This is a genomic window from Rhodanobacter sp. B05 (assembly GCF_002001085.1).
Classification (GTDB): domain Bacteria; phylum Pseudomonadota; class Gammaproteobacteria; order Xanthomonadales; family Rhodanobacteraceae; genus Rhodanobacter.
Window position 1 is genome coordinate 73,293 of record NZ_MUNU01000009.1, and the last position, 25,072, is coordinate 98,364.

General features: G+C 65.2%; 26 protein-coding genes, 1 tRNA gene and 1 pseudogene. 23 read left to right on the top strand and 5 right to left on the bottom strand.

Features of this window, described 5'->3' with window-relative positions; genetic code table 11:
* The first annotated feature begins 27 nt into the window (after window positions 1-27).
* From ruvA to B0E47_RS03425, 14 genes are all read left to right on the top strand, one after another.
* Window positions 28-624: a Holliday junction branch migration protein RuvA gene (ruvA, locus tag B0E47_RS03360; protein ID WP_077512706.1), complete on the top strand. Its 597-nt coding sequence runs from the start codon at window positions 28-30 to the stop codon at window positions 622-624.
* A 15-nt stretch (window positions 625-639) separates the two neighbouring features.
* Window positions 640-2,562, top strand: a complete 1,923-nt coding sequence (locus B0E47_RS03365) for a potassium transporter Kup (RefSeq protein WP_077512528.1) — start codon at window positions 640-642, stop codon at window positions 2,560-2,562.
* A 42-nt stretch (window positions 2,563-2,604) separates the two neighbouring features.
* The gene (locus B0E47_RS03370; protein ID WP_077512530.1) at window positions 2,605-4,500 is read left to right on the top strand and encodes a potassium transporter Kup; all 1,896 of its coding nucleotides are present in this window, start codon (window positions 2,605-2,607) and stop codon (window positions 4,498-4,500) included.
* A gap of 183 nt (window positions 4,501-4,683) precedes the next feature.
* A complete protein-coding gene (ruvB, locus tag B0E47_RS03375) occupies window positions 4,684-5,742 on the top strand; it encodes a Holliday junction branch migration DNA helicase RuvB (RefSeq protein WP_077512532.1) in 1,059 nt (352 codons plus the stop codon).
* A complete protein-coding gene (ybgC, locus tag B0E47_RS03380; protein WP_077512534.1) occupies window positions 5,735-6,151 on the top strand; it encodes a tol-pal system-associated acyl-CoA thioesterase in 417 nt (138 codons plus the stop codon). The genes ruvB and ybgC overlap by 8 nt, the downstream gene beginning before the upstream one ends.
* Window positions 6,152-6,188: 37 nt before the next feature.
* Window positions 6,189-6,875 (top strand): protein TolQ, encoded by a 687-nt coding sequence (tolQ, locus tag B0E47_RS03385; protein ID WP_077512536.1) that lies wholly within the window; start codon window positions 6,189-6,191, stop codon window positions 6,873-6,875.
* A gap of 14 nt (window positions 6,876-6,889) precedes the next feature.
* Window positions 6,890-7,354, top strand: coding sequence for a protein TolR (tolR, locus tag B0E47_RS03390; protein ID WP_077512538.1), 465 nt, complete (start codon window positions 6,890-6,892; stop codon window positions 7,352-7,354).
* Window positions 7,341-8,285, top strand: a complete 945-nt coding sequence (tolA, locus tag B0E47_RS03395) for a cell envelope integrity protein TolA (protein WP_077512540.1) — start codon at window positions 7,341-7,343, stop codon at window positions 8,283-8,285. The genes tolR and tolA overlap by 14 nt, the downstream gene beginning before the upstream one ends.
* A gap of 8 nt (window positions 8,286-8,293) precedes the next feature.
* Window positions 8,294-9,610: a Tol-Pal system beta propeller repeat protein TolB gene (tolB, locus tag B0E47_RS03400; RefSeq protein ID WP_077512707.1), complete on the top strand. Its 1,317-nt coding sequence runs from the start codon at window positions 8,294-8,296 to the stop codon at window positions 9,608-9,610.
* Between the two features lie 255 nt (window positions 9,611-9,865).
* The gene (gene pal / locus B0E47_RS03405; RefSeq protein WP_077512542.1) at window positions 9,866-10,372 is read left to right on the top strand and encodes a peptidoglycan-associated lipoprotein Pal; all 507 of its coding nucleotides are present in this window, start codon (window positions 9,866-9,868) and stop codon (window positions 10,370-10,372) included.
* A 41-nt stretch (window positions 10,373-10,413) separates the two neighbouring features.
* Window positions 10,414-11,232, top strand: coding sequence for a tol-pal system protein YbgF (gene ybgF, locus B0E47_RS03410; RefSeq protein WP_077512544.1), 819 nt, complete (start codon window positions 10,414-10,416; stop codon window positions 11,230-11,232).
* 8 nt (window positions 11,233-11,240) lie between these two features.
* The gene (queE, locus tag B0E47_RS03415; RefSeq protein ID WP_077512546.1) at window positions 11,241-11,933 is read left to right on the top strand and encodes a 7-carboxy-7-deazaguanine synthase QueE; all 693 of its coding nucleotides are present in this window, start codon (window positions 11,241-11,243) and stop codon (window positions 11,931-11,933) included.
* Window positions 11,934-12,067: 134 nt separating this feature from the next.
* The gene (queC, locus tag B0E47_RS03420) at window positions 12,068-12,754 is read left to right on the top strand and encodes a 7-cyano-7-deazaguanine synthase QueC (protein ID WP_077512548.1); all 687 of its coding nucleotides are present in this window, start codon (window positions 12,068-12,070) and stop codon (window positions 12,752-12,754) included.
* 78 nt (window positions 12,755-12,832) lie between these two features.
* Window positions 12,833-12,908, top strand: a tRNA-Lys gene (locus B0E47_RS03425).
* Window positions 12,909-12,983: 75 nt separating this feature from the next.
* On the opposite strand, the gene B0E47_RS03430 is transcribed toward B0E47_RS03425, so the two are convergent.
* The 4 genes from B0E47_RS03430 to B0E47_RS03445 form a co-directional block, all read right to left on the bottom strand.
* Window positions 12,984-14,819: a hybrid sensor histidine kinase/response regulator gene (locus B0E47_RS03430; protein ID WP_254422785.1), complete on the bottom strand. Its 1,836-nt coding sequence runs from the start codon at window positions 14,817-14,819 to the stop codon at window positions 12,984-12,986.
* A gap of 218 nt (window positions 14,820-15,037) precedes the next feature.
* Window positions 15,038-15,751 (bottom strand): VTT domain-containing protein, encoded by a 714-nt coding sequence (locus tag B0E47_RS03435; protein ID WP_077512553.1) that lies wholly within the window; start codon window positions 15,749-15,751, stop codon window positions 15,038-15,040.
* Window positions 15,748-16,308, bottom strand: a complete 561-nt coding sequence (locus tag B0E47_RS03440; RefSeq protein WP_077512555.1) for a nucleoside deaminase — start codon at window positions 16,306-16,308, stop codon at window positions 15,748-15,750. The genes B0E47_RS03435 and B0E47_RS03440 overlap by 4 nt, the downstream gene beginning before the upstream one ends.
* Before the next feature lie 12 nt (window positions 16,309-16,320).
* Window positions 16,321-18,084, bottom strand: a complete 1,764-nt coding sequence (locus B0E47_RS03445) for a glutamine--tRNA ligase/YqeY domain fusion protein (protein WP_077512557.1) — start codon at window positions 18,082-18,084, stop codon at window positions 16,321-16,323.
* A gap of 119 nt (window positions 18,085-18,203) precedes the next feature.
* Between B0E47_RS03445 and B0E47_RS03450 the strand changes: the two genes are divergently transcribed.
* The 8 genes from B0E47_RS03450 to B0E47_RS03485 all read left to right on the top strand — a co-directional run bounded on the left by B0E47_RS03450 (window position 18,204) and on the right by B0E47_RS03485 (window position 23,894).
* Window positions 18,204-18,482 (top strand): DUF2007 domain-containing protein, encoded by a 279-nt coding sequence (locus tag B0E47_RS03450; protein ID WP_077512559.1) that lies wholly within the window; start codon window positions 18,204-18,206, stop codon window positions 18,480-18,482.
* Window positions 18,483-18,594: 112 nt separating this feature from the next.
* Complete coding sequence (gene ldcA / locus B0E47_RS03455; protein WP_077512561.1) at window positions 18,595-19,545, top strand: muramoyltetrapeptide carboxypeptidase; 951 nt, start codon at window positions 18,595-18,597, stop codon at window positions 19,543-19,545.
* Window positions 19,546-19,586: 41 nt separating this feature from the next.
* Window positions 19,587-20,048 (top strand): 6,7-dimethyl-8-ribityllumazine synthase, encoded by a 462-nt coding sequence (gene ribE, locus B0E47_RS03460; protein WP_077512563.1) that lies wholly within the window; start codon window positions 19,587-19,589, stop codon window positions 20,046-20,048.
* A complete protein-coding gene (gene nusB / locus B0E47_RS03465; RefSeq protein WP_077512565.1) occupies window positions 20,048-20,494 on the top strand; it encodes a transcription antitermination factor NusB in 447 nt (148 codons plus the stop codon). Before ribE ends, nusB begins: the two co-directional genes overlap by 1 nt.
* Window positions 20,494-21,039, top strand: a complete 546-nt coding sequence (locus tag B0E47_RS03470; protein WP_077512567.1) for a GNAT family N-acetyltransferase — start codon at window positions 20,494-20,496, stop codon at window positions 21,037-21,039. Before nusB ends, B0E47_RS03470 begins: the two co-directional genes overlap by 1 nt.
* Before the next feature lie 17 nt (window positions 21,040-21,056).
* Window positions 21,057-22,025, top strand: coding sequence for a thiamine-phosphate kinase (gene thiL / locus B0E47_RS03475; RefSeq protein ID WP_077512569.1), 969 nt, complete (start codon window positions 21,057-21,059; stop codon window positions 22,023-22,025).
* Window positions 22,022-22,546, top strand: a complete 525-nt coding sequence (locus tag B0E47_RS03480; RefSeq protein ID WP_077512571.1) for a phosphatidylglycerophosphatase A — start codon at window positions 22,022-22,024, stop codon at window positions 22,544-22,546. The genes thiL and B0E47_RS03480 overlap by 4 nt, the downstream gene beginning before the upstream one ends.
* 556 nt (window positions 22,547-23,102) lie before the next feature.
* A complete protein-coding gene (locus B0E47_RS03485) occupies window positions 23,103-23,894 on the top strand; it encodes a hypothetical protein (RefSeq protein ID WP_139351318.1) in 792 nt (263 codons plus the stop codon).
* A 180-nt stretch (window positions 23,895-24,074) separates the two neighbouring features.
* Here the strand turns inward: B0E47_RS03485 and B0E47_RS03490 are convergent.
* Window positions 24,075-24,269 (bottom strand): annotated as a pseudogene (locus B0E47_RS03490) (IS5/IS1182 family transposase); the annotation flags it as partial.
* Window positions 24,270-24,405: 136 nt separating this feature from the next.
* Between B0E47_RS03490 and B0E47_RS03495 the strand changes: the two are divergent.
* Entirely contained in the window at window positions 24,406-25,011 is a 606-nt protein-coding gene (locus tag B0E47_RS03495) for a dihydrofolate reductase family protein (protein ID WP_217318890.1), read from the top strand.
* Window positions 25,012-25,072 lie beyond the last annotated feature (61 nt).

The window sequence follows — 25,072 nt, forward strand, 5'->3', positions numbered from 1 at the left end:
GAAAAATTTCATGTGGAGGCGGCGCCGATGATCGGACGACTGCGCGGCATCCTGGTCTCGAAGCAGCCGCCGTCGTTGCTGGTCGAGGTGGGCGGCGTCGGCTATGAGGTCGAGGCGCCGATGTCGACGATCTACGACCTGCCTGGCCTCGGCAAGGAAGTGATCCTGCTCACCCATCACGCGGTGAAGGAAGACAGCGTCAGCCTGTACGGCTTCCTGCACGAGAGCGAGCGCGTGCTGTTCCGCAACCTGCTCAAGGTCAGCGGGATCGGCGCGAAGATTGCCCTGGCGGTGCTGTCCGGTGTTTCCACCGAGCATTTTGCACGGCTGGTGCATGCCGGCGACGTGGTCGCGCTGACCAAGATTCCCGGCATCGGCAAGAAGACGGCCGAGCGCATCGTGGTGGAGTTGCGCGATCGCCTGGATGGCCTGTCCACGGCGGCCGGAGTGTCCATGTCGGGGGTGGCGGCGCCACTGGATGCGGCGGGCGAAGCCACCGTGGCGCTGCAGCAGCTGGGCTACAAGCCGGCGGAGGTGACCCGACTGGTGCAGAAGGTTGCCGCCGAGGGCGACAGCGCCGAATCCATCATCCGCAAGGCACTGCGTGCTGCGCTGGGCAGCTAGGCAGCCAGGACTTCGATGAACGAACAAGCGCGGGATCAGGAGGTTTCGTCCGCCGCCAGCGAGGCAGGCAAGGTTCATGGTGCGAAGTCGGCGCTGATCCTCGGTGCGGTCGGCGTGGTGTTCGGCGACATCGGCACCAGCCCGCTGTACACCATGCATGAAACCTTCCTGCCGGAACACGGCTTGCATCCGCATCCCAGCACGGTGCTGGGCATCCTGTCGCTGGTCACCTGGTCGCTGATCATGGTGGTGGCGGTGAAGTACGTGAGTCTGGTCATGCGCGCGGACAACAAGGGCGAGGGCGGCATCATGGCCTTGATGACCCTCGCGCAGCGCGCCAGCGGCAAGTCGGTACGGGCGCGCCGGATAATCATGCTGATGGCCCTGCTCGGCGCGGCGCTTTTCTTCGGCGATGGCGTGATCACGCCATCGATCTCGGTGCTCTCCGCGGTCGAGGGCCTGCAGGTGGCGGCGCCGGGCTTGAAGGAGTGGGTCGTGCCGATCACCGTGGTCGTGCTGCTGGGACTGTTCTGGCTGCAGCGTCACGGCACGGCGAGGATCGGCGTCCTGTTCGGGCCGATCATGGTGTTGTGGTTTCTCGCCCTGGCGGTCATCGGCATATCCAACATCATCCATGCGCCGGGCGTGTTGTGGGCACTCGATCCCTGGTACGCGGTGCAGTTCTTCATGACGCACGGCAAGACCTCGATCCTCGCGCTGGGTTCGGTGGTGTTGTGCGTGACCGGTGCCGAGGCGCTGTACACCGACATGAGCCATTTCGGGCGCTTCCCGATACGCGCGGCCTGGTTCGGCTTCGTGATGCCGGCGCTGCTGCTCAACTACTACGGCCAGGGCGGCCTGCTGCTGGTGCATCCGGATGCGATCGCCAACCCGTTCTATTACTCGGTGCCGTCATGGGGTCTGTATCCGATGATCGGACTGGCCACCGCCGCGACCGTGATCGCGTCGCAGGCGGTGATCTCCGGCGCGTTCACCGTGACCCGGCAGGCGATCCAGCTGGGCTTTCTGCCGCGCATGCAGGTGGTGCATACCTCGCGCGAGGCGATCGGGCAGATCTTCCTGCCGTGGGTGAACCGCGCGCTGATGGTGGCTGTTCTCGCCACGGTGGTCGGGTTCGGTTCGTCCAACGCGCTGGCCGGTGCGTACGGCATCGCCGTGACCGGCACGATGGCGATCGATACCATCCTGACCATGATCGTGGCGCGCCGCATGTGGCAATGGAGCCGCACCGTGGTGATCCTGGTTGGCCTGGTGCTGCTGGCCATCGACCTGAGCTACTTTGGCGCCAATACGCTGAAGATCCCCGACGGCGGCTGGTTCCCGCTGGTGCTTGGCCTGGTCCTGTTTGCCGTGATGACCACCTGGCGACGCGGCCGCGAGCTGGTGGTGCGCGAGATCAAGCAGAGCGGCCTGGCGCTGGCGCCGTTCATCAGGAACATGAGCGAGCATCCGCCGATCCGCGTGCCGGGCACGGCCGTCTTCCTCACCGCCAACCAGGAGGCCGTGCCGCACGCGTTGCTGCACAATCTCAAGCACAACAAGGTGCTGCACGAGCGCAACGTGTTGTTGACGGTGGCGATTCTCGAGACGCCGGTGGCCGATGCCGACGAGCGCATCCAGCTCACCCGCCTCAGCGACGATTTCTACAGCCTGGAGCTGCACTTCGGCTTCGCCGAGGATCCGAACATTCCGCTCGCGCTGTCGCAATGTTCCCGCGAGGGGCTGGGTTTCGACATGATGGACACCACGTTCTTCCTGTCCCGCGAAAGCATCGTCTCCAACGAGCGCCGACCGGGCATGGCGCGCTGGCGCGACAAGCTGTTCGCCTTCATGGCGCGCAATGCGTTGCCGGCCACCGCGTTCTTCCAGATTCCCGGCAACCGGCTGATCGAGCTCGGTGCGCAGGTGGAAATCTAGCGGCCTCCAGGTCGCCCCCCCCCAGCGCGAATCTTTCCCGACATGAAGACTCCAGCTACCACCACCAGCGGTCCGTCGCCACGACTGAGCACCCTCGCGCTGGGCGCGATCGGCATCGTATTCGGCGACATCGGCACCAGTCCGCTGTACACCATGGCGGAGACGCTGGGCACGCACGGTGCGACGCCGACACCCGCGGCCGTGCTCGGCGTGCTCTCGCTGATCTTCTGGGCGCTGATGATCGTGGTGTCGTTGAAATACGTGACCTTCGTGATGCGCGCCGACAACAAGGGCGAAGGCGGCATCATGGCCTTGATGGCATTGGCGCAGCGCTCGCTCGGCAGTGGCTCCGCGCGTGGGCGCTGGTTGCTGGCGGTGCTCGCCATCTTCGGTGCATCGCTGTTCTACGGCGACGGCGTCATCACCCCGGCGATCACGGTGCTCGGCGCGGTCGAGGGGCTGAAGGTGGCCGAACCGGCGCTGGCGCAATTCGTGGTGCTGATCGCGCTGTTGATCCTGGCCGGGGTGTTCGCGCTGCAGCGCTACGGCACGCATATCGTCGGCCGGATGTTCGCGCCGGTGATGGTGCTGTGGTTCCTGGTACTGGCGGTGCTGGGCATTCGCCAGATCGTGCTGCACCCCCAGGTGCTGGCGGCGCTGAACCCCGGCTATGCGTTTCAGTTTTTCATGCGCCATGGCTACGGCGCATTCATCGCGCTCGGCGGTGTGGTGCTGGCACTTACCGGCGCCGAGGCCTTGTATGCCGACATGGGCCATTTCGGCAAGAAACCCATACGCCTGGCCTGGTTCGGTTTCGTGCTGCCGTCGCTGCTGCTGAACTATTTCGGCCAGGGCGCCTTGTTGCTCAGCAATCCGGCGGCGATCGAAGGGCCGTTCTATCACATGGTCCCGGTCTCGCTGCTGTACCCGATGATCGCCCTTGCCACGGCGGCGGCGGTGATCGGCTCGCAGGCGGTGATTTCCGGCGCCTTTTCCATGACCCGCGAGGCGATGTCGCTGGGCTATTCGCCGCGGATGGCGGTGGTGCATACCTCGCGCGAAATGTCGGGCCAGGTCTTCGTGCCGTGGGTGAACCGGCTGTTGATGGTGATGGTGTTTGGTGCGGTACTGGGCTTCCAGAGCTCCGACAATCTCGGTGCCGCCTATGGCATTGCGGTGACCGGAACGATGACCGTCACCACCTTGCTCGCGCTGGTAGTGGCGCGCAAGCATTGGCATTGGAACTGGTTCTGGGTGACCCTGGTCGGCGTGTTGCTGTTGACGGTGGACCTGGCCTTCTTCGCCGCCAACGCCCTGAAGATCGCCCACGGCGGCTGGTTCCCGCTGGTGCTGGGCGTACTGTTGTTCATCATGATGACGACCTGGCGGCGTGGTCGTGAGCTGGTGCTGCGCGGCCTCAAGCAGGGTGGACTGGCGCTGGCGCCGTTCATCGAGAGCATCGAGGCGCACCCGCCGTTGCGTGTTCCCGGCACGGCGGTATTCCTCACCGCCAACCTCCACGCGGTGCCGCATGCCCTGCTGCACAACCTCAAGCACAACAAGGTGCTGCACGAGCGCAACGTGTTGCTGACGGTGGAGATACTGGAGACCCCGATGGCCGAGCCGGACGAACGCATCCACATCGTGCCGCTGAGCGGGAATTTTTTCTCGCTGACGCTGCGCTTCGGTTTTGCCGAGGACCCCAACGTGCCTCAGGCGCTGACCCAGTGCGCCCGTGATGGGCTGGGGTTCGACATGATGGATACCACGTTCTTCCTGTCGCGTGAGACCGTCATTGCGGACAAGCGGCGTCCCGGCATGGCGTTCTGGCGCGACAAGTTGTTCGTGATCCTCTCGCGCAATGCGATGCCGGCCACGGCGTTTTTCCAGATTCCCGGCAATCGCCTGATCGAGCTGGGGACGCAGGTAGAGATCTGATCGGCGCAGCGGATCAGACCTCTACCGCGATCCACGATGGATCCGCGGAGCCAGGGCTGGGCGTAGCCCGGCCCTGGCGAGCCAAAGAAGTGCAGGAAAGCACTTCTTTGGCGCATGGCATGCAACTGCCCTTGACTCGGGCTTTTCTCTCCATTTGTCGAGCGCAGCCGGCATAATGCGCGCATGACCGAAGCCCGTATCATCACCGCCGCCGCCCAGCTCGACGACGACGCGCTGGAGGCAACGATCCGGCCGAAGCGGCTGGCCGAGTACCTGGGCCAGCAGACGGTGCGCGAGCAGCTGTCGATCTACATCGAGGCGGCGCGCAGGCGCGGCGGGGCGCTGGATCACGTGCTGATCTTCGGCCCGCCGGGGCTGGGCAAGACCACGCTCTCCCACGTCATCGCCAACGAGCTGGGCGTCAACCTGCGTTCCACCTCCGGCCCGGTGCTGGAGCGCGCGGGCGACCTGGCCGCACTGCTGACCAACCTGGAGGCGAACGACGTGCTGTTCGTCGACGAGATCCATCGGCTGTCGCCGGTGGTCGAGGAGGTGCTGTATCCGGCGATGGAGGATTTCCAGATCGACATCATGATCGGCGAGGGCCCGGGTGCCCGCTCGATCAAGCTGGATCTGCCGCCATTCACCCTGATCGGCGCGACCACCCGTGCGGGCATGCTCACTGCGCCGCTGCGCGATCGCTTCGGCATCGTGCAGCGGCTGGAGTTCTATACCGCCGAGGAGCTCACCGCGATCGTGCGGCGCGCGGCGCGCATTCTCGGCATCGTGTGCGCACCGGAAGGGGCGCAGGAAATCGCCCGCCGTTCGCGCGGCACGCCGCGCATCGCCAACCGGTTGCTGCGCCGTGTGCGCGACTACGCCGAGGTGCGCGCCGGCGGCGAGATCACGCTGGCGGCGGCACAGGCGGCGCTGGACATGCTGAAGATCGACCCGGAAGGTTTCGACGAGCTGGATCGGCGCCTGCTCGGACTGATCGTGGAGAACTTCGACGGTGGCCCGGTCGGCGTGGAGTCGCTGGCTGCCGCGCTGAGCGAGGATCGCGGCACGCTGGAAGACGTGGTCGAGCCGTACCTGATCCAGCAGGGCTACCTGGTACGTACCGCCCGCGGCCGCATGATCAGCCCCAGGGGCTGGCGTTACCTCGGCCTGGTGCCGCCATCCCGGCAGGCGCCGGTGGCGGATCTGTTCAACGGCGACGCCGGCGACGCCGGTGATGTCTGAGTCGCCCGCCACGCCGTTCCACTGGCCCGTGCGGGTCTACTGGGAAGACACCGACGCCGGTGGCGTCGTCTATCACGCGGGCTATCTGCGCTTCATGGAGCGCGCCCGCAGCGAGTGGATGCGCGCGCTCGGGGTCGACCAGATGGCGTTCAAGCAGGCCACCGGGCTGGCCTTCATGGTGCGCGACATGCAGATCGACTTCCTCAAGCCAGCCCTGCTGGATGATGAACTGTCGGTAACGGTCGAAGTCAAAGCGTGGCGTTCAGCCAGTATCCTGTTCGCCCAGACAATCACGAAGACGGACGGCAGTTGCCTGATCCGCGCCAGCGTGCGGGTGGCCTGCGTGGACCTGGCGCGCATGCGCCCGGCGCAGATTCCGTCCGACCTGATCCCGCAAGCCTTACCCTAGACCCACCCAAGCCGAACCGGCGGAGAACCTGCAAGCAATGAACAGTGGACTGAACGTTTTCACGCTGATCGCGGATTCGAGCCTGCCGGTACAACTGGTGCTGGCCGTGTTGCTCGTGGGCTCGTTCCTGTCGTGGGTGATCATCATCCGCAAGTACACGCAGACCAAGGCGGCGCTGGAAGATGCCGAGGCGTTCGAGGAGCGCTTCTGGTCCGGTGGCGACCTCGCCCAGCTGTTTCGCGAGGTCAGCAACCGCGGCGGCAACAACGGCGGCATCGAGAACATCTTCGAGTCGGGTTTCCGCGAGTTTGCCCGCCAACGGCAACGCAAGACACACGATACGCGCAGCGTGATCGAGGGTTCCGAGCGCGCGATGCAGGTCGCCGGCACGCGCGAGATCGGCCTGCTCGAGCGCAATCTGGAATTCCTCGCCAACGTCGGCTCGATCAGCCCCTACGTGGGCCTGTTCGGCACGGTGTGGGGCATCATGGGCGCGTTCCAGGGCCTGGGCGAGATGAAGGACGTGACCATTGCGGTGGTCGCCCCGCACATCTCCGAGGCACTGATCGCCACCGCGATGGGCCTGTTCGCGGCGATCCCGGCACAGTGGGCGTACAACCGCTACGCCACCAAGGTCGAGCGCATCGCCTCGCGCTACGACGTGTTCCAGGAGGAGTTCTCCTCCGTGCTGCAGCGGCAGATCCAGACCGACGACGTCGCCTGAGCGGAGCAGCAGTCATGCGAACCTCAGGGCGCCAGAAGCGCTACAAGCTCAAATCCGAAATCAACGTGGTGCCTTACATCGACGTGATGCTGGTGCTGCTGATCATTTTCATGGTCACCACGCCGATGCTCAACTCCAGCGTCGACGTGCAATTGCCGCAGGCCAATGCCAAGTCGCTGCAGCAGAAGAAGGACCCCGTGCTGGTCTCGGTACTGCAGGACGGCCAGATGTACCTGACCCTCAGCGGCGCCAAGAAGGAGCTGGTCGACGCGGATACGCTCAAGCTGAAGGTGGGTGCGTTCGTGCGCGAGAATCCCGAGGTCAGCGTGCTGGTCGGCGGCGATGAGCGCGGCCCTTACGGCGGCGTGTTCAAGGTGCTGGCCGACCTGCAGCAGGCCGGCGTGGCCAAGGTCGGCCTGATGGGCCAGCCAGGCGAGCCGACCGATCAGGACAAGAGCACGTCCCATGGACGAAAGTAGGGCGACGCCGAAGGCGGTCGTACTCTCCGCCATCCTGCACATCGGTATCGTGGCGTTCCTGTTCCTCGCCATCCTGCCGTGCTCGAAGTACGAGGCGTTCGTGACTGCGCTCGGCTTGCCGGCGTCGATGAACCCGATCACCTGCACCGCGCCATTGCACCTGCAGGGTCCGATCATCGAGGCCACCCTGATCGGGCCCACCGGCAGTCCGCCGCCGAAGGCGGTCAAGGTCAAGCCGGTGCCCAACACGGTGCCGCCGCCGCCCAGCGTGACCCCACCCACGCCGCCACCACCGGAGAAGCCGGCGGTCAGCCAGTTGCCGCCACCGCCGAAGCACCCCGATACGGTCGATCAGGAGCGCGTGGTCGAGGATGCCGCGCTGAAGGCCGACGAGGCCAAGAAGGTGCAGGAAGAGAAGGAGCGCCAGCGCCAGTCCGAGCTGGACGCCCAGGCGGCCAAGAAGAAGGAAGAGGAAAAAAAGAAGATCGACGCCCTGTTTGCCAAGATGGATGCGGCGTCGGCCCAGACCAGACAGCTGGACAGCAAGGCCAAGCAGGCCAGACAGCAGATGGAGGACCTCAAGAACGCCCAGGACAATGCCCGCTCCGATGTGCCTAATGCCAGCCAGTTGCAGACCGGCAACAACAGCCCGGACAGCGACCTGAGCAGCGAATATGTAGCGGCCATTCAGAATGCGGTCACACCGAACTGGACGCGTCCGGATAACATGCCGAGTGTTCCCTGCGATGTTCATATCGTGCAATCACCCGGCGGCGACGTTCTGAGCGCCAATGTTGACCCCAGTTGCCCCTACGACGAAGCTGGCAGGCGCTCCGTCGAGAACGCGGTATTGCGCACCAAGACCTTGCCCTACAAGGGTTTCGAAAAAGTGTTTCGACGCAACCTCACCTTCACCTTCAGGCCGCAGTGATCAAGCCCATGCGCAAACTCAGCTCAAGTTTCGCCATTATCCTGCTGGCCGTGGCGGCGTTGTTCGTCGGCCCGGTCGCCGCGCAGTCGCCGTTGACGGTCGATATCGTGGGCGGCGTCAAGACCGCGACCCCGATCGTGGTGGTGCCGTTTGCCCAGCAAGGCGGCACGCCCCTCACCACCGACGTCGCCGACGTGATGCGCAACGATTTCAACCGCTCCGGCAAGTTCAAGTCGCTGGCCAAGAGCGACATCGTGGAGACGCCGTCGCAGGGTTCGGACATCAAGTTCGCCACCTGGCGCCTACTCAAGCAGGATTACATCGTGGTCGGGCGCATCAACGACGCCGGCAACGGTACGCTCAACGTGACCTACGAGCTGTGGGACGTCAACAAGCAGCAGGAACTGCTCGGGGGCACCTTCACCAGCCCGGCCGGCGACCTGCGTGGCGTGGCGCACCAGATCGCCGACAAGGTGTATCAGAAGATCACCGGCGTGCGCGGTGCGTTCTGGACCCGCATCGCCTACATCACCGCGGTCGGCCTGGGCGACAAGACGAGTTATTCGTTGATCGTGGCCGATTCGGATGGCTACAACCCGCAGGTGGCGGTGCGCTCGCGCGAGTCGCTGCTGTCGCCGGCGTGGTCGCCGGATGGTTCGAGCATCGCCTACGTATCGTTCGAGGATGGCAATTCGTCGATCCGGATCCAGAACATCATCACCGGCGCGCGTCAGCTGGTGTCGGCGCGCAAGGGCATCAACGGCGCCCCGGCCTGGTCACCGGACGGCAAGAAGCTGGCGGTGTCGCTGTCTTATGTGGGCAATCCGGAAATCTTCGTGATCGATCTGGCCAGCCACCAGGAAACCCGGCTGACCCACAGCCTGTCGATCGATACCGAACCGGTGTGGGCGCCCGACGGCCAGAGCATCTACTTCACTTCCGATCGTTCCGGCCGGCCGCAGATCTACCAGATTCCGGCAGCCGGTGGCACCGCCCAGCGGATCACATTCCAGGGGCAGTACAACGCCAAGGCCTCGGTCAGCTATGACGGCAAGCAGCTCGCCATGGTGCAGGGCAGCGGGAACGTGTATCGTATTGCTATTCAGGACCAGAGTCTGGGCGGGCAGCAGCGCTTCATCTCGCCCGGTCCGCTGGACGATGCGGTCAGTTTTGCACCCAATGCCGGCATGCTTTTGTATGCAGCAACCGAAGGCAGCCGAGGGGTTTTGTATTCGGTATCCAGTGACGGGCTGGTTCGCGAGAGACTCAAGCTTGCCGAGGGCAACGTCCAGGAACCCGCCTGGGGCCCCTACCGGGAGCGTTGATTTTTCCATACTGCCGCGCAGCATAAGCGCGCTGCGGCATGATGCCCAGGGAAAGGGCTCGAACGGCGCCGTTGGCGCGCGTCGGTTTCCGGGGGGGACGTGCTAGTCGCGGCCTCACCAGTTTAGAGCGGCCGTGCAGTATCACGCACTGTCGATCTTTCACATGTCAGAATAACAGCCGGTTAACCGGCGGAAGCTGTTTGTAACCCCAATCGTCATTTGTTTGTCGGAACTCAACTCGTAAGGAACGTCACCATGAATAAGACCGTTCGCGTCGCCCTGGTCGCCCTGCTCTGCGTAGGCGCGGCCGCTTGCTCCAAGAAACAGGAAGTCAAACCGCAGCCGCCGGTGGAACAGCCGACTCAGCAGCAGGCCCCGGCTTCCGATGGAAAATACACCCCGGCCGATCTCAATACCGATGCCTGCCTGCGTCAGCGCGTCGTGTACTTCGATTTCGACAAGACCGAGATCAAGCCGGAGTTCCAGCAGATCATGGCTTGCCATGCGAAGTACCTGCAGGATCGTCCGACCGCCCAGATGCGTCTGGAAGGCAACACCGACGAGCGCGGCACCCGTGAGTACAACTTGGGTCTGGGCGAGCGTCGTGGCAGTGCCGTTTCCAGCGCGCTGCAGGCCAATGGCGCCTCGGCCAGCCAGATGAGCGTGATCAGCTATGGCAAGGAAAAGCCGGTGTGCCGTGAGCACAACGAGGATTGCTGGAGCAAGAATCGCCGCGTCGAGATCGTCTACACGGCTGAGTAATGATGAAGCGACTGGCTAGACGTTTTACAGCCAGATACGGCATGGCGGGCGCGATTGCGTCCGCCTTGCTGTTTGCGTATCCGGCACTTGCCCAGGATTCCCGCCTGAGCCTGGCCGACCGCGTCACCCGGCTGGAGCAGCAGGCGCAGAGTCGCGACCAGGGCGGCACCGGACTGGTCAACCAGCTGCAGCAAGTGCAGTCGCAGTTGCAGCAACTGCAGGGACAGGTCGAGGAATTGCAGCATCATCTGCAACAGCTCGACGACAAGAACAAGGCCCAGTACGCCGATCTCGACGCCCGCCTGGCGCGTCTCGAGGGCGGCAATGCGGGCAACAACGGCGGCGCGACGGGTGGCAGCAACCCGCAGGCGCAGCCCGGCAATTCGAGCTCGGCGGCGACCGCGGGTGCTGGCGGCAACAGCACATCAAGCCAGCCCTCCACGCCGGCCAGCAGCGCCAATGCCGATCCGGCGGCGGCCCAGGCGGCTTATGACACCGCGTTCCAGTCGATCCGCGCGGGTAACTACGTGGCGGCGGCGCGCCAGTTCCGCGGTTTCATCCAGCAGTATCCGAATCACGCCCTGGTGCCCAACGCCTGGTATTGGCTGGGGCAGTCCTACTTCGTCACCACCAACTACGCGGTGGCGCTGGATGCGTTCAAGCAACTGGTCAGCCAGTATCCGCAAAGCGACAAGCTGCCCGATGCCATGCTCAAGGTCGGCTACTGCCAGATCGAGCTGAAGAAGACCGATGCGGCCAAGGCCACGTTGAAGCAGGTCATCGCCAAGTATCCGGGGTCGGACTCGGCCAGCCTGGCGCGGGAGCGCCTGCAGCGCCTGCAGCTCCAGTCCGGCAACTGAGTTTCGCGATGAGTGGCGAAGAAGCATCGGTGGCATCCGCCGCGGTTGCCGAAGACGTGACCGGACGGTTGCGCATCACCGAGATATTCCATTCGATCCAGGGTGAGGCCGACGCGATCGGCTGGCGCACCGTGTTCGTCCGGCTCACGGGATGCCCGCTGCGCTGCGTGTGGTGCGACACCGAATACTCGTTCCATGGCGGCGACTGGCATGCGATCGACGACATCCTGGCCGAGGTCGCCAGCCATGGCGCGAAGCACGTCTGTGTCACCGGTGGCGAACCGCTGGCCCAGAAGCGTTGCCTGATCCTGCTGCGCAAATTGTGCGATGCCGGCTACGAGGTGTCGCTGGAAACCTCCGGCGCGCTGGATGTGTCGATGGTCGACCCGCGCGTGCGCAAGGTGATGGACCTGAAAGCGCCCGATTCGGGCGAGAGCCAGCGCAACCTGTGGTCGAACCTCGACCGCCTGTTGGCGCACGACCAGATAAAGATCGTGATCGCCAGCCGCGCCGACTACGAGTGGGCGCGTGCGATGCTGGCCGAGCACGCGTTGGCCGATCGCTGCATGGTGCTGTTCTCACCCGTGCATGGTGCGGTGGAACCGCGCGATCTGGCCGAGTGGATCATCGCCGACAAGCTGGATGTGCGGTTTCAGATGCAGTTGCACAAGCTGCTGTGGAACGACGCGGCAGGGCACTGAGGCTGGGAGTGAGTGAAGAGGAGTGGGAGAAGGGCACGTTGCGCACACTCTCTCTACTCACTCCTCTTCACTCACTCCTCGCTTCACAAGCGTTTTCCGGCCGGTGACCGGTCGCACCCGAGTGGATGCAATACATGTCTGACAAATTCCTCCGCAAGGCCGTCGTGCTCGTCTCCGGCGGCATGGATTCGGCCGTCACCATCGCGCTTGCGCGCGAACAGGGTTATCAGGTGCATGCGTTGAGCGTGGCCTACGGCCAGCGCCACAACTCGGAGCTGGCTGCCTCTGACCGTGTGTCGCAAATGCTCGGCGCGGTCGAGCACAAGACCGTGAGCATTGACCTGCGCAGCATTGGCGGCTCGGCACTGACTGCCGATATCGATGTGCCGCTGGACACCGTCGACAGCGCCGACATCCCGGTGACTTACGTGCCGGCGCGCAACACGATCATGCTGTCGATCGCCCTGGGCTGGGCCGAGGTGCTGGGTTCCAGCGACATCTGGTGCGGGGTCAACGCGGTCGACTATTCGGGCTATCCGGATTGCCGCCCGGCCTTCATCGAGGCGTTCGAGAAGCTGGCCAATGTCGCGACCAGAGCCGGCGTCGAGGGCGCCGGTATCCGCATCCATGCACCACTGATGCGCATGAGCAAGGCCGACATCGCACGCGAGGGCAAACGCCTGGGCGTGGATTTTTCCGCCACGGTCAGCTGTTACCAGGCCGATGCGCAGGGTCGGGCCTGCGGCCATTGCGACGCATGTCGCTTGCGTGCGCAAGGTTTCCGCGATGCAGGGATCGCCGATCCCACCCGCTACGTTTGAGCCGGCGCTTGCTTGTGCCCTTGTGGTACAGGCCGTAAAATCGCCGGCTTGGCCTGGCCAGACCGGGTCCTTCAACCCGGGTCGTTAGCTCAGTTGGTAGAGCAGTAGACTTTTAATCTATTGGTCCCGGGTTCGAATCCCGGACGACCCACCATCCCCGCGGGGCGCCAGTTTGGCGCCCCGTTTTTCTTGCGCGGCGGGAAAGGTCGCCGAGCGCCGTCCGCTGAACTCAGCCCCCGCCCCGGGCGGCGACAAGGGCCGCCAGCATGGCGCTGCGCAACTGCTGTGGCGAGACGGGTTTGTACAGGAGCGGAATCCTCGCCGCGATGACGTCGCGCAGGTGGTCGGCGCGCGTTTCGCCGGTCACCAGCAACCGCGCAAATGATTGTTCGTCATCGTTCTCGTAGAGCCTGTCCAGTTCGGCGAAAACGTCGAGGCCGCTTTCGCCCGAGCGCAAGTGCAGATCACAGATCACGATGTCGACCGGCGCTGGCCAGTTTTCGATCGTTTCGCGCGCCTGCTGGCGATCCTCGGCCACAGCCACTTCGCAACCCCAGCTGCGCAGCAGGAAGCGGATGCCGGAGAGGATCGCCGGATCGTCGTCCACCACCAGGACGCGCCGGCCGGCCAGTTCGCCGGGCATCTCGTCGTCCACCGCGGCCGGCAACGCGCCGACGCTGCCGAGCGGCAGCTCGAAATGAAACACGCTGCCCCGACCGAGCCGCGACTTCGCCTGTACCCTGGTGTCGAGCAACTGCGCGAGCCGCTGCACGGTAGCCAGGCCCAGGCCCAGGCCGGAATGCGATCCATCGTCGAGTCCGGCGCCGGAATGGTCTTCGATCCGGTAGAACTCGTCGAACACGTTGGACAGGTGCTCCGGCGCGATGCCGCTGCCGGTGTCCCACACTTCGATCCGCACCCGACCCGTGCCGCTGCGCCGGACGCCGATCAGGGCGCCACCGTGGCGGGTGAAGCGCAATGCATTGCTGATCAGGTTGTTGAGCATGCGGGTCAGCATGACGCGGTCGCTGCGCACCCACAGTCTGGTCGGGTGCATCTGGAGAACCAGCCCGCGCTGCTCGGCCACCATGCCGAAAGTGCGGCTGACCTCGGAAAATACACGGTCGAGCGGAAATTCGCTGATCTCAACCTGGACAGCACCCGTTTCCAGCCGCGACAGGTCGAGCAGTTCACCGAACAGGTGATCGAGTGATTGCACGCATTCCTGGATATGGGCGATGCGATCCAGCCGTTGCGGATCGTGTTCGTCGACCGCCAGCGCCGCCGAGAACAGGGTCAGCGCATACAGCGGCTGGCGCAGGTCGTGCGAGGCGGCCGCCAGGAAGCGCGAGCGGGCCACGCTGGCCGCCTCCAGCGCGGTGTTCTTCTGCGCCAGCTCCAGCGTGGCCTGCCGGATCTGTTCCTGCATGCCGCGCTGGATGTCGAACAGGGCGGCTGCGGCATGGTTGAAGCCGCGCTGCAGTTCACCGATCTCGGTATGGTCGGTGACGGCCACGCTGACCGGCCGGTCACCCTGGCCGAGCTGCCGCACCGCGCCAGCCAGATGACGCAGCGGCGCGCTGATCCAGCGCGCCGCCTGCCAGCCGATCACCCCGGCCACCAGCAGGCTCAGCAGCAGTGCGATCAAGGCGTGGCGCAGGCTGGCGCGCTGCGCCACGATCGCGTCGTGCAGGCTCACGTCGACCAGCACCGAGCCCAGTGCCACGTGTCCGGTCTGCTCGTTGTCGACCACCTCGCGCACGACACTCATGACGTCGTGCAGGTTGTCGTCGCTGGCGCGATGGTCGGCCAGAATCTGTCCGTCGGCCGTGCGAATCTGCACCCGCGTCACGTGCGGCAGCTCGCCGATCGAATCGGCAATGCGCAGCAGTTCGCGCAGGCGCATGGCGCGCAACGGCTGCACACAGACTGTTGCGGTCTGCGTGGCGATCGCGTCGGCATTGGTCTGGGCCATCTGGCGCAGGTTGATCAGTTGGCGCTGGGTCAGCAGGGTCACCAGCAGGACCGCCGTGACCAGTGTCGGCACCAGGGCGACGAAGGCCATGCGCTGCATCAGTGACGTGCGCTGCCACAGTCTTGCCAGCCACGAGTTCCCCGCCAGATCCATTCGCCCCGTACCCCTGTCGGATCATCCGTCGCCGGCCTGCCGGTAGCAGACCTGGATCAGCCTGCCCATGTCATGCATCGGTGTTCCGGATGCAGCACAACACTAGCGCGAAATGGACGGATTGGCAGCTGTCCGGATATCCGCCAGTGCAGGATTCAGTCGCCCGTTCCGCGGCCACGGTAGCGTCGGCACAGCCTTTCGACCAGCAGCGGAAGCAGGGCGAGCAGGGCGATCGCGCCCAGCGGCAGCAACACCTCGCGGTGCAGCAGCAAGCCGATCCCGAAACTGTCGCTCTGGCTCATCGCATCGCCCAGGCCGGCGCCGATCGAGGTCTCGAACAGCAGCGACACCGTGCCGCCCAGCCAGCTGGCGCCGAGGAACAGCCACAGCGGACAGCGCAGCCAGGCCAGCGCCACGGTCACCGCACCGAACGGCAGTACCGGCACGAAGCGCAGGAACAGGGTATAGCTCACCGGATGCTGCTCGAAGCCGTGATGCAGCCGCGCCACCAGGGGCGGCGGCTGCCGGCTGCCGGGACCGAACGCATAGCGGCTGGCCAGGTACAGGATCAGCGCGCCCAGGGTCAGCCCCACCGATGAGGTCAGGGTGGCGTCGACCACGCCGAAGGCGAAGCCGCCGGCGAGAATGATCACGATGGTGCCGGGAATGCCGGTGGCCACCGTCAGCGTCAACAACCCGATGTAGGCCAGTCGGCTGAGCCAGGGGTGGAGCGCGATCTGTGCGTGCAGCTCGACCTGATGGGCCACCAGCTGGCGTGGGGTCAGCGCTTCGAGCGAGCCGGAGGCGAACAGCACGATGCCCGCCAGCAACAGCAGGATCAGCGGCAGCGCGGCACGCCAGCGGCTCAATACGATGGGCCGCTGGCGCCGTAGCTGGCGAGCACGTCGCGGGCCTGGTCGCGCAGGATGTCGCGGCGCACGGCGATCCGGCGGCGGGTGAGCTCGCCGATCCAGTCGGCCGGCAGCGGGCCTTCATCGAATTCGGTGAGTTCCTCGACATCCTCGGCGCGCGCGCCGATCAGCAATTCGTCGATGCCGGCCCAGACGCTGGCGCCATAGCATTGGCAGCAAGGCTGCGAGCTGGTGGCCAGCACGTAGTGGCCGTCGTCCTCGTTCAGGCGGTGCCGGCCGAGGCGCTGCTGGGCGATCATCATCGCCATCATTTCCGCGTGCGCGATCGAGCAGCTCTGCGGTACCACCCGGTTCACGCCGACCGCGACCAGCCGCCCGCTGTCGCGGTTGAATACGGCCGCCCCGAACGGGCCGCCGCCGCCGCGATCCACGTTCTGCCGCGACAGTTCGATCGCCAGGCCGACGCGTTCCTCATCGCTCGGGTAGCGCTTGCTGGCGTCGGCCACGTCGCCGATCCACGGCGGCAGCGTCAGGTGAATCTGCAGGGGCAGCATCGTCTCCTCCGTTCACTGGCCGGCGCTGCGGGCCCAGACGTCGCGCAAGGTCACCGTGCGGTTGAACACCGGCGCGTCGATGCGATGGTCGATGCGGTCCGCCACGAAGTAGCCCAGGCGCTCGAACTGGAAGCGCTGTTCCGGCGCCACGTTCGCCGCCGCGGGCTCCAGCCAGCCCTGCACCACGCGCTTGGCCTCGGGGTTGATGTGATCCAGCCAGCTCTTGCCGTCTTCTTCACTGTCCGGTGCCGGCACGCTGAACAGGCGATCGTACAGGCGCACCTCGGCGGCCACCGCGTGTTTCGCGCCGACCCAGTGGATCGTGCCCTTCACCTTGCGGTCGGCGCCGGGCAGGCCGTGGCGGGTTTCCGGATCGAGCGTGCCGTGCAGTTCGGTCAGGTTGCCGTCGGCGTCCTTGACGATGTCGGTGCACTTCACGATGCCGACGCCGCGCAGGCGCACCTCGCCATCGGGCTTCAGCCGGTGAAAGCCCTTCGGCGGCACTTCGGCGAAGTCCTCGCGTTCGATCCACACCTCGCGCGCGAACGGTACCTCGCGCGTGCCGAAGCCCTCGTCCTTGGGATGATTCGGGAAGCTCAGCGTTTCCTCGTGGCCCTCGGGCAGGTTGGTCAGCACCAGCTTCAGCGGATCGAGCACCGCCATGCGGCGCGCCGCGGTGGCGTCCAGGTCCTCGCGGATGCAGCCTTCCAGCACGGCGTAGTCGATCACGCTGTTCTGCTTGCTCACGCCCACGCGCTCGACCAGCAGGCGCAGCCCGGCCGGGGTGAAGCCGCGCCGACGCAGGCCGCGCAACGTGTTCATGCGCGGGTCGTCCCAGCCGTCCACGAACTTTTCGCCGACCAGCTGGGCCAGCTTGCGCTTGCTGGTGACCAGGTAGCTGAGGTTGAGCCGCGAGAACTCGATCTGGCGCGGCTTGGCCGGCTGCGTGGGCAGCTTCGCATCGAGTAACGGCTGCCAAAGTTGCGGATGGTTCGGCAGATCGACCTTGTCGACGAACCAGTCGTACAGCGGCCGGTGATCCTCGAACTCCAGTGTGCACAGCGAATGGGTGATGCCTTCCAGCGCATCGGACAGGCAGTGCGCGTAGTCGTACATCGGATAGATCGGCCACGCATCACCGGTGTTCTGGTGGGTGATCTTGCGTACCCGGTAGATCGCCGGATCGCGCATGTTGATGTTGCCCGAGGCCATGTCGATCTTCGCGCGCAAGGTCTTGCTGCCGTCGGCGAACTCGCCCGCGCGCATGCGCCGGAACAGGTCGAGGTTCTCATCCACGCTGCGCTCGCGGTACGGCGAGTGGCGGCCTGGCTCGGTCAGCGTGCCGCGATACTCGCGCATCTGCTCGGCATCGAGGTCGTCGACATAGGCCACGCCGTCTTCGATCAGCTTGATGGCCGAGCGATAGAACACCTCGAAATAGTCCGAGGCATGGCGCAGCTCATGCCATTCGAAGCCGAGCCAGTGCACGTCGTCCTTGATGCCCTCGACGAACTCGGCGTCTTCCTTGCCGGGGTTGGTGTCGTCCAGGCGCAGGTTGCACCAGCCGCTGAATTCCTTCGCGATGCCGAAGCTCAGGCAGATCGCCTTGGCATGGCCAATGTGCAGGTAGCCGTTCGGCTCGGGCGGAAAGCGGGTGTGAATCGCCGTGTGCCTGCCCGCCGCCAGGTCGTCGCGCACGATCTGCCGGATGAAATCCTGCGGTGCCGTGGCCGCGGCGGGCGGGGCGGATGCAGGGGCAGGGTTTTCGTTCGACATCGGGCGGCGCTCGCGAGCGGTGGCGGAAACCGCCAAGTTTACCCTGTCGCCCGTACCGGACGCAGGATCGCGCCCGGCGCGGCCTTGCTACGCCGTGCGCCGCGGGTTAGCGTGCAGCCATGCACATCGTCTACCGCGCCGAAAACCTGTTCGATGCCCACCTGGTCAAGGATGCGCTGGCGGCCGCCGATATCCCGGCCCATATCGCCGGCGAGTACCTCACCGGCGGGGTGGGCCAGCTGCCGGCGATGGACTACATCGCGGTGATGGTGCCCGATTCGAGCCTGCCCCGGGCGCAGGAGATCGTGCGCGAGGTCGAAGCCACGCTGAGCGAAGCGCGCCTGGCGATACAGGACATCGACGAGCTTCCCGACGACCCGCTGGCGATGCCCTGCTGAGCGCATCGAACGGGCCGGGCAACGCCATGCCATCGGCATGCGGGCAGCGGCATACTTGCGCTCATACATCGCACGCCCTGGCGCGTGCCATTCCCGATTGACGAGAGCCCCGATGCATTCCGCCCGTATCCGACTGATCGCTCCCTCCGGCTATTCGTACGATCCCGCCGCCATGGCCCGCGGCGTGGCCCGCCTGCGCGAGGCGGGCTGCACGGTGGATGGGCTGGAGGTGCTCGAACGAACCGAGCTGCGTTTCGCCGGCAGCGATGCCGAGCGGGCAGGTGACATCAACGCCCTGGCGACGCTGGATACCTTGCCGGATATTGCCCTGGCCACACGTGGCGGCTACGGCGCGGCGCGCCTGTTGCCGCATCTGGAATACGACGCCCTGCGCGAGCGCCTGCACGACGCGCCGCTGGCACTGGTCGGTCACAGCGACTTCACCGCATTGCAGATGGCGCTGCACGCCAGGAGCGGCCTGTGTACGTTCAGCGGCCCGTTGCTGGCGGATCTGGGGGCCGAACCGCGCGGCGAGTTCAGCTGGCGGCAGTTCTGGTCCACGCTGAGCGCGCCGACCGCGAGCGTGGCGTGGAGCACTCGTACCGAAGCCCGTCTCGATCTCGGCGGCCCGCTATGGGGTGGCAATCTCGCCGTGCTGTGCAGCCTGCTGGGCACGCCCTGGTTCCCCGCCATCGACGGCGGCATCCTGTTCGTCGAGGACGTGTTCGAATCGCCCTACCGAATCGAGCGGATGCTCTACCAGCTGCACCTGTCCGGCGTGCTGGGTCGGCAGCGGGCGCTGCTGCTGGGCAACTTCAGCCAGTGCGAGCCCGGCAGCCGCGACAACGGCTACGACCTGGCCGCCGCCTTCGCGCAGATCCGCACCGTGGCCAGCATCCCGGTGCTCGACGGCCTGCCGCACGGCCACGCCGAGCAGCAGCTCACCCTGCCGTTCGGCGCCCCCGCGCGGCTGCGTGTCGATGGGCACGCGGCACGGCTGGACCTGAGCGGCTACCCGCACCTTGCTGGCGTGATTCCGGCCAGCCTTGCCGAAAACCCGTAAAATAGCCGGCCCGCACGGGTTCGCTCCCAGGAAATCCATAAATGAAGACCATCGAAGGCGATTTCGCCACGCCCAAGGGCCGTTTTGCCATCGTCGCCGGCCGCTTCAACGGCTTCGTCGTGGAACCGCTGGTGGCCGGGGCACGCGACGTGCTCGTCCGCCACGGGGTGAAGGACGACGCGATCGAGCTGATCCGTGTCCCCGGCGCGTGGGAGATCGCGCTGGCCGCGCACAAGCTGGCGCATTCCGGCAAATACGTGGCGGTGATCGCGCTGGGCGCGGTGATCCGCGGCGCCACCCCGCACTTCGATTTCGTTGCCGGCGAGTGCGCCAAGGGCCTGGCCCAGGCGGCCCATGGCTCCGGCGTGCCGGTGGCGTTCGGCGTGCTGACCACCGACAGCATCGAGCAGGCGATCGAGCGCGCCGGTACCAAGGCCGGCAACAAGGGCGCCGACGCCGCGCTGGCCGCGCTGGAGATGGTCAACCTGTACGGGAAACTGTGATGGCGCAGCCGGTGCACGGCCTCGACCTGCAGGCGCGTTCGCGTGCCCGCCGTCGCGCGCTGCAGGCGTTGTACGCGTGGCAGTTGAGCGGCAGCCACATGAATGCGGTGATCGATCAGTTTCGTCACGAGCAGGACATGGAAGTGGCCGACCTCGAGTATTTCGAGGATCTGCTGCATGGCGTGGAGAAGAACGTCGACGCGCTCGATACCTGCCTGCGCCCGCACCTCGACCGCGAGGTGGCGCAGGTCGACCCGATCGAGCGCGCCGTGCTGCGGCTGGCTGCCTACGAATTGAAGTACCGCCCCGACGTGCCTTATCGGGTGGTGCTCAACGAGGCGATCGAGGTCACCAAGCGCTTCGGCGCCGATCATGGCCACAGCTACGTCAACGGCGTGCTGGACAAGCTCGCCGCCGAGTTGCGCGCCGTCGAGAAGCGCGGCTGATGGCCGGCATCGCCGCAGGTTCCCCCGACGCATCGGTGCCGGTGATCGAGACTGCACGGCTGCGCCTGCGCGCACACCGCGCCGACGACTACGCGATCTGCCAGGCGATCTGGTCCGACCCTGCAGTCGTGCGCCACATCGGTGGTCGCGCCTTCACCGCCGAGGAAGTGTGGAAGCGCCTGCTGCAGTATCGCGGGTTTTGGAGCCTGCTCGGCTACGGCTACTGGGCCGTCGAGGAGAAGGCCAGCGGCCGCTACATCGGCGACGTCGGTTTTGCCGATCTCGCGCGTGACCTGCAACCCTCGTTGCGCGGCATGCTCGAGTGCGGCTGGGTGTTGTCGCCGCAGGCGCACGGCAAGGGCTATGCCAGCGAGGCGGTGCTCGCCGCCTGCGCCTGGGCTGACGCGCAAAGGCCGGGACTGCCCGTGGTATGCATCATCTCGCCGGAAAACCCGGCTTCCGTTCGCGTCGCCGAGAAGGCCGGTTTCGCGTTGTGGCAGCAAAGCACCTACCACGACAGTCCCACCCTCGTGTTCAAGCGCTGACGGCGGCCGCGCAGCCGATGGAATTCGACCTGATCGAATTGATCCGCCAGCGCACCGCGCAGCCGCGCGACGACGTGCGCCTGGGCATCGGCGACGATGCCGCCGTCGTGGCGGTGCCGTCCGGTCAGGAACTGGCGGTGGCGATCGACACCCTGGTCGAGGGTGTGCATTTTCCGCGTGGCACCGCCGCGGCCGACATCGGCTGGAAGGCGCTGGCGGTGAACCTGTCCGATCTTGCCGCGATGGGCGCCAGTCCGGCCTGGGCCCTGCTGAGCCTGACCCTGCCGTATGCCGACCGCGTCTTTGTCGAGGGCTTCGTCGAGGGCTTCGCCCAACTGGCGCAGTCGCACCGGCTCGCCCTGGTGGGCGGCGACACCACGCGCGGGCCGTTGGCGATCAGTGTCGCGGTGCATGGCTTCGTGCCGCCGGGCAAGGCGCTGACCCGTGCCGGCGCGCGCATCGGCGATGCGGTGCTGGTCACCGGCACGCTCGGCGATGCAGCCGCCGGACTGCAAGTATTGCAACAGCCCGCGCAGCACGACGATGGCCAGAACAGCCTGCGCGAATTCCTGATCGGCCGGCTCAACCGTCCCACCCCGCGCCTGGCGGCCGGCATCGCGCTGCGCGACCAGGCGCATGCCTGCGTCGACATATCCGATGGCCTGCTCGCCGACCTCGGCCACATCTGCGCGGCAAGCGGCGTCGGCGCCGAGATCGATGCCGCGCTGCTGCCGCGGTCGTCGGCCCTGCTCGGTCTGTACGACGACGGTGCCGCGCTGCAGTTCGCCTTGAGCGGCGGTGACGATTACGAACTGTGCTTCTGCGTGCCCGCCAGTCGGCTCGCCCAGGTGCAGGCCGACCTTGCCCGCCTCGGCGGCGGCGCCACCCGGATCGGCCGCATCGTGGCAGGCGAGGGCGTGCGCGTGCGCGGCCATGACGGTGCGTGGCTGGATACAACCTCGTCGGGCTGGGAGCATTTCGCTTGAACGCCAGGAAGCAATTGAGCGCCGAACAACGTCGTGCCTTGCTAGCCACCCCGGCCGGCTGGCTCGCCTGCGGCTTCGGCTCCGGCCTGACCCCGCTGGCGCAAGGCACCTTCGGTTCGCTGGCCGCGCTGCTGCCATGGTTGTGGCTGCGCGAGCTGCCGCTGGGGATCTACCTCATCGTGCTGCTGGTCGGCTTCGTGATCGGCGTGTGGGCGTGCGACGTGGCCGGCCGCGCACTCGGTGTCGACGACCATCGCAGCCTGGTGTGGGACGAATTCATCGGCCAGTGGGTCGCATTGATCCCGCTGCTGCTTCCAGCACTGCTTCCCGCCAGCGGCTTCCACTGGTGGATGCTAGTGCTCGGCTTCGTGCTGTTTCGCCTGTTCGACGTGTGGAAGCCGTGGCCAATCCGTTACCTTGATCGGCACCTCAAGGGTGGTACGGGCGTGATGGTGGATGATGTGGTCGCCGGTATTTTTGCGGGCTTGGTGATCGGCCTTGGATTGCAGTTGTTGCGCTGAAAATTTTGCACTTCACAGGCTGACGCGCTGCCCGTGAATGTCAGCGAATGTTGGAAGCAGGCACTGCAACTACTCCATGGGGCGGGGTTTGCCTCACCATACATGCAGTGAAAGAGTGGGTGCTTGAGTCGTTCGGAGCGCTCAGTTACGGACCTGAGTCTTGCGGCGGTTCCGTTGAACCGCCGGCATCGGGCTTTGCGGATCAAGTTGTCCATCCACTTCCAAAGTCACTGCGTCTTCTCGCACGTCGGAGGTTGTCAGAGAATCGCCAGAAAATCAGGCGTGGCAATCGGATGGGTTCCGAGTTCCCAACCCGGCGATCTGTAAATTCGACCTGGTCCGCAGGCGCCAGCGGCTGCCTCGAATTCGCCGTGACTTCCGTATAATCCATTCCGGGCGGTTGCTCGTTGTTGCCGATGACGCAAGTTTTTGCGGCAAAGAGTTCCAATGACATTGATTATTGGATACTCCTGCAAATACTGCTGTCCCGTCGCGCGGTCAGGTCCCATTAAATGGATCAATATCGCATATCAATACTATTCACAGGGGAATAATGATGCGTATGGGAAGGAATGCCAGTGGGCTGTTTGGCATCGTGGTGATCAGTCTGCTCGGCGGCTGCGCGCAGAACACGGTGAGGCCGGTGAATCACGGGCTGGTACCGGTCAAGACGATCTTGCAAGACGTGGACGCTTATCGGAGCAGCGAATTCACGCCGTCAGCGCTACCGGGTCAAGTGTTGAAGACCATCATGAATGCAGACAGCCAGCCGGTAGGCTTTCATCGACTTTTACTCGATACTTATACCACTAGCGTGGAGAATGGAGGTGCGAGCATAAAGCACTTCACCAATCATGATCTGTACGAGAATGAGGGAAATGGTCTGGTGAGCGCCAAGAGCACGCTTTCCAGTAATGATATTCAGCTCATGATGATCTTTAATCTGAGTTACAGGAATATCTATTCTGTACGCTCGCAGAACGTGCCGCTGAATGCAGCCAATGCCTACGGAATCATTGAGACTCATCTGCTTTCGCATTTCGATGCGGCGGCGATGGGCCACGAAATCATGTATTCCTACGATAGCGGGTACGTTTGGCAGACAAGAAATTACGGGCACGCCGAGTCGAAATGCGTGTTTGGCCGCACTTTTGACGCCTCCGAAATCAACCCTGCAATACAAGGTTCTGTGCGGGATCTCGATTGCCATGTCAGCAATCAAAATGGTGTGGTGATCAGCAACGAGCACAGGGTCTATCTTGATCGTTACGGATTCGCCATCCTGCTCGGCCGCAAGAATGCCGCGCAGGACATCACTTTCAAGGTGACCAGTTTCAAGGCTGATTGAGCAGGACGGTGGTCTTGAGGCGCATGCCGGCAAGTCTGATCATCCGCACGGAGTGCTTGTCCATGGGTTGAGTTCAAAAATGGTGTCAAAAATGGTGTCAGGGACAATTTGAATGCTCCGATGGTCGTACTGTTGGTCGTTCCGAATTGTCCCTGACACCTTTCCCCCACACTACTGCTGTAGGAAGTGGATGCGCAGCATCCGCTCCAAACCCACCGGGCGGCGCCCACCCGCGGGCCGCGCCTTCGGATAGAACGGTTCAATCACCGCGCACAGCTCCGACCACGGCACGACCTTGTCCATCTCGGCTGGGAATACGTCCCGTCGCGGGGCCTTGCGGCGTGCTTAAAATCCACCGTCCGCTTGCGTCGCCAAGGTCAGCTGATCGGGCCTCGTCTACACTCCCTCGGGCACTTGCATGCTTCGACAGCGGAGCAAAATCAGAGTTTCCTTAGGGCGCAGGCCTGACCAACAAGTTGAAGGAGGCTGGAGAATGGGTCGAGTCGTTGTTATGAACCATCTGACGTTGGACGGGGTGATGCAGGGACCGGGGCGCCCGGATGAGGATACCCGGGGCGGATTCACGCAGGGCGGCTGGGCCCAGCAGTCCACGTCGGCTGGAGATGCCGCGGGCAAGGCGATGGGCGAGCGGATGGCGGCCGGCGGCGGCTTTGCAGGATGGCTTTTCGGACGGCGGACTTATGAGGGTCTGATGGCGAGTTGGAACAGCCAGGGCGGCCCATTCAAGGAGGCGCTCAACAATGCGCCAAAGTACGTCGCGTCGACCACCTTCAAGGAGCCACTCCCCTGGCCCAACTCGACGCTGCTGCGCGGCAACACTCCGGAAGCCGTACGCGCGCTCAAGGATCAAACCAACGGCGTGCTGGCGATCATGGGAAGCGGTGAACTGATCGCTTCCCTGATGGCCAGGGATCTCATTGACGAGTACTTGCTGATGATCCATCCACTGGTCCTCGGCACGGGACGTCGGTTGTTCCCGGACGACGTGGGCATGCGACTGCGGCTGACAAACTGCACCACCACACCTGCTGGCGTGGTAATCGCCACGTACGAGCCGGCGAAGGCCGCACTAGGGCCTGGAGAGGTATCGATTTGAAGCACGCCCCAACAATGTCAAGGCGGACGCTTCCGGCGCCGCTTGACTCCAGCGTTTGACC